Raw genomic sequence first — 4446 nt, forward strand, 5'->3', positions numbered from 1 at the left:
CCCCGGAGCCCACGCTCCGGGGACCGCCGCCGTCAGCCGCCGTTGCTAGCCGCGACGACGGTGGCGGCGCGTCACCAATGCCAGCCCACCGCCGAGGAGCAGGAGACTCCCCGCCAGCCCGGCCAGGTGGGTGTTCGCCCCGGTGCTCGGCAGGTGGCCGTGCGGCGGCTTCGCGGTCACCGTCGCGCTGGACGGCGGGGAGGTCACCGGCGGACCGGTGGGCGGAGTGCCCGTCGCCGTCGCCGTGTTGGTGACCTTCCCGCTGTCGACATCCGCCTGCGTGACGGTGTAGTTGGCGGTGCAGGTCACGGACGCGCCGGGTGCGAGCGAGGCCGCGCCGGCCGGGCAGGTCACCACGGGCGCGGTGCCGCTGCCCGAGAACGCCGTCTCGTTCACCGTCACATCGGTCAGCGTGGCGCTCCCGGTGTTGGTCACCAGGAAGCTGTAGTCGACGACCTGCCCGACGGCCGAAACCGTGGTCGGCGAGGCCGACTTGACCACGGTGAGCGCCGGGGCCGGGGTGTTCGGGACGCTGGTCGAGGACGGCGGGGAGGTCACCGGCGGACCGGTGGGCGGAGTGCCCGTAGCCGTCGCCGTGTTGGTGACCTTCCCGCTGTCGACATCCGCCTGCGTGACGGTGTAGCTGGCGGTGCAGGTCACGGACGTATTGGGGGCGAGGGAGGCCGCGCCGGCCGGGCAGGTGATCGCGGGCGGGGTGCCGTTGCCGGAGAACGCGGTCTCGTTCACGGTGACGTTGGTCAGGGTGACGTTGCCGGTGTTGGTCACCAGGAAGGAGTAGTGCAGCACCTGGCCGACGCCGGTCAGTTCGGTCGCATCCACCGACTTCATGATGGTGAGCGCCGGGTTGGACGTCGCGGTGACGGTTGCGTTGGAGGGCGGTGAGGTGACCGGCGGGCCGGTGGGCGGTGTGCCGGTGGCCGTCGCGGTGTTGGTGATCGAGCCTGCGTTGATGTCGGCCTGTGTGACGGTGTAGGGGGCGGTGCAGGTCACGGACGTATTGGGGGCGAGGGAGGCGGCGCCGGCCGGGCAGGTGATCACGGGCGCCGGACCGCTGCCGGAGAACGCGGTCTCGTTCACCGTCACGTTGGTCAGCGTGACGTTGCCGGTGTTGGTCACCAGGAAGCTGTAGTCGACGACCTGCCCGACGGCCGTGACCGTGGTGGGGGACGCGGTCTTCATGATCGTGAGCGCGGGAGAGGCTGCCGCGGTGACGGTTGCGTTGGAGGGCGGTGAGGTCACCGGCGGGCCGGTGGGCGGTGTGCCCGTCGCCGTCGCGGTGTTGGTGATCGAGCCTGCGTTGATGTCGGCCTGCGTGACGGTGTAGGGGGCGGTGCAGGTCACCGACGTATTGGGGGCGAGGGAGGCGGCGCCGGCCGGGCAGGTGATCACGGGCGGGGTGCCGCTGCCGGAGAACGCGGTCTCGTTCACGGTGATGTTGGTCAGGGTCACGTTGCCGGTGTTGGTCACGAGGAAGCTGTAGTCGACGACCTGCCCGACGGCGGTGACCGTGGTGGGGGACGCGGTCTTCATGATCGTGAGCGAGGGCGTCGCGGGGACGGGTGTGTTGGTGAAGGTGCAGACCACCAGCGGGCTGTTCTTGCCCTCCACCGTGGGTGGGAACGGCAGGTTGAATGTGGTCGCGCCGGTGCCCGAGGTGACCGGGGCGTTGCCGTTGGCCGTGTCGACGCAGTCGTAGGCGGTGGTGTAGTTGGCGAGGCTGCCGGAGGCGGCGGTCTCGGTCAGCGTGTAGGTGGTTCCCGACACGGCGATGACCGGGCCGGCGGGGGGTGTCTGGATGCCGGTGCTGGTGCCGGTCGTGGTGGCGGTGTTGCCCTGGGTGATGCCGCCGCCGGTGATCGCCAGGTTGAACTGGTCGTTCGACGTGGTCGACGAGGCGAACCGGCCGACGATGTTCTTCTGCAGGGTCAGGGTCGGGTTGGTGGAGCAGGCGCCGAGGTCCACGGACAGGAACGCGTTGTTGGAGTACGGCGTGGGCCCGGCCGTGATCACGCCGGTGTTCGGGTTGAGCTGCTCCAGGAAGGTGGTGGTCCCCGAGGCGAACTCGATGTAGAGCATTCCGGCGTTGTCGAAGGCCGCCCCGTTGAACGAGTTGCTGTCCGGGTTGGGCAGGGTGCTCAGCACCGTGTCGGTCAGCGGTACGCCGGTGGCCGACCCGGTGGTGGGGATCGGCCCGGCGACCCGGCCGATGGCGGCGTCGGTGCCGACGGAGGAGAGGACGTAGAGGTTGCCGCCCGCGTCGAAGGTGATGTCGCCGTTGGGGCCGGAGGCGCCGGTGACGGGCAGGTCGAAGGTGGCGATCACGCCGGGGATCGCCGTGTTGGTGGTGGTGTTGAAGCCGTAGAGGGTGGCCACGCCGGGCGTGGTCGCCGTGCCGGGCTCGAAGCTGGCGTAGTAGTAGATGCCGTTGACCGGGTCCACCGCGCCGGAGACGAAGGAGTCGGTGGTGGCGCCGGCGGATCCGGTGTAGGTGGTCCAGGTCTGGGTGGCCGCGTTGTAGCCGTACACGTTGACGGACCCGGCGACGGTCGGGGTCTGGTCGACCACGTAGGCGGCGGTGCCGCCGTCGGTGATCCCGAGGGCGTTGGTGAAGCCCGACCCGGCGGGGAGCGTGCTGACCGTCGTCGCGGTCACGCTGGATCCGCCGACGCTGCCGGCGGCCAGGGCCAGCAGGGTGCCGTTCGCGGCGGTGGAGGAGCCACGCTGGATGGCGTAGATCGTGTTGCCCGTGCAGTCCAGGGGGTCGCCGGGTGCCCGGGGCAGGCGGCCGGCCGGGGCGGTGCTCGGCGGGGCGGCCGCGTTGCTCGGGCCGGCCGGACCGGCCGCTGCGGATGGCGCGGCCTCCGGGGACGGGGCTCCCGGAGCGCTGCTCTGGCCGGTGGGCGCGGGAGCCGCTGACGGGTCGGCCTTCGCCGCCGTGGCGTCGGTGACGGGGTCCTTCCACTCCAGTACGACGAGGCCGTTGCCGCCGTCGCCGCTGTGGCCGCCGCCGTCCTTCGCCGCGTCGGCACTGGTGTTGGCGCTGGTATTGGTGCTGGTTTCGGTGCTGTTGACGCCCGCGATGGACGGCGCGAAGCCGCCGAAGGCCGCCCCGGTGACGTACTGGCGCTCGGTCACGTGAGGGGCGAGGCCTTGCGACCCGTCTTCAGGACCGGCCCCGGCCCCGGCCGTGCCGGCGCCGCTCGCAGCCGCGCTCGTGGCCGAGGCCGTGCCGCCGTCGGCTGCCAGCAGGGTGTCCGCGGGGGTGTGCGGCTGGCCCGACCGGATGGTGGAGGCGCCACCGCTGCGGGCCGCCGGGGAGTCCGGGCCGTCGGGACGCGACCGCCCGCCCTGGCCCGGCACCACCGTCAGCCGCTGTCCGGCCGTCACCTCCAGCAGCGCGGTCGCGTAGGCGCCGGCGGCGCCCGGCCGGTTCGCGTGGTCGCGGCCGGCTGCGGCGGTGTCGCCGTCGGCGGCCGCACCCGCACCCCAGGCCTTCGCCCTGATCGAGGAGACCCCGGTGGGGACGGTGAAGTCCTGGTCGCTTCCGGTGTAGGCGAAGGACAGGCAGTCGGTGTAGCCGGCATCGGCCGGGCACGTCTGAGCCGCGTGCGCGGCGGGGGCGGCCAGCAGCGGGACGAGCGGCGTCGGCGCCAGCATCAGCACGGCCGCGAGAACTCCGGACCAGCCGCGCCGATGCGGAGCGGCTCTCCCTGGTGCCTCGAAGGCTCGGGCCAAGCCCCAGCGGCGTCTGACTTCAGGCATCGGGGACTCCCCAGGGTGTTCACGGGACTCGTGGATGACGTCATAAATGCGCCATAAGGTGACGAAACGACTATGCCGTATACACCATCCGGGCCGATTCGGCACGCGGGGGAAGTCATCCCGGCGGCTCACAGGGACGGGCCGACAACAGCGGACGGACCGTCAAGGTACGGCCGTCGGGTGGCGGCCGGCGCCGCGGCGATCACGGAGGTCGCGGCGCCTCACCCGCAAGCGGTGCCCGCAAACGGCCGGCCGGGCCCGGCAGGTTCGCAGAGGCGCCGTCCGAGCGAAGCCCGTCGAACGCCTGCGGGAATCTGAACTCGCCTGCCCCTGCGCTGAGTTGATCCGGCGCGAACCGCTGGGCCCACTGGCGAACCGTCACCCGCGCCTCGGCGTCATGGTCAGGCAGGCCATGATCGGGGCGCATCGCGCCCGGCGGCGATGGACGAAGAGACCGTGTCGGACTAGGCCCAATGCCACTGACTTAACAGCGATCACGAGCCGCTGACCTGTGGCGATGCCTCGGTCGGAGGGGCGCGGAGGACCGCAAAGTCAGTGGCATTGGGACTAGTACTGCAACCGCATCTGGGGGGTGTGTCCTCGGCGTTTGTAGTGGGAGTTGCGGGCGCGGGCTTGGCTTCGTCGTCGGAAGTGTGACCAGTG

At 71.9% G+C, this 4446-nt stretch carries 1 protein-coding gene; it reads right to left on the minus strand.

The features are described 5' to 3' along the window. Positions 1 to 45: 45 nt before the first annotated feature. The gene (locus tag ACFWPT_RS40650) at positions 46 to 3678 is read right to left on the minus strand and encodes a beta strand repeat-containing protein (protein WP_380488072.1); all 3633 of its coding nucleotides are present in this window, start codon (positions 3676 to 3678) and stop codon (positions 46 to 48) included. Between the last annotated feature and the right edge of the window lie 768 nt (positions 3679 to 4446).

This window comes from Kitasatospora sp. NPDC058478 (assembly GCF_042720345.1).
Classification (GTDB): domain Bacteria; phylum Actinomycetota; class Actinomycetes; order Streptomycetales; family Streptomycetaceae; genus Kitasatospora.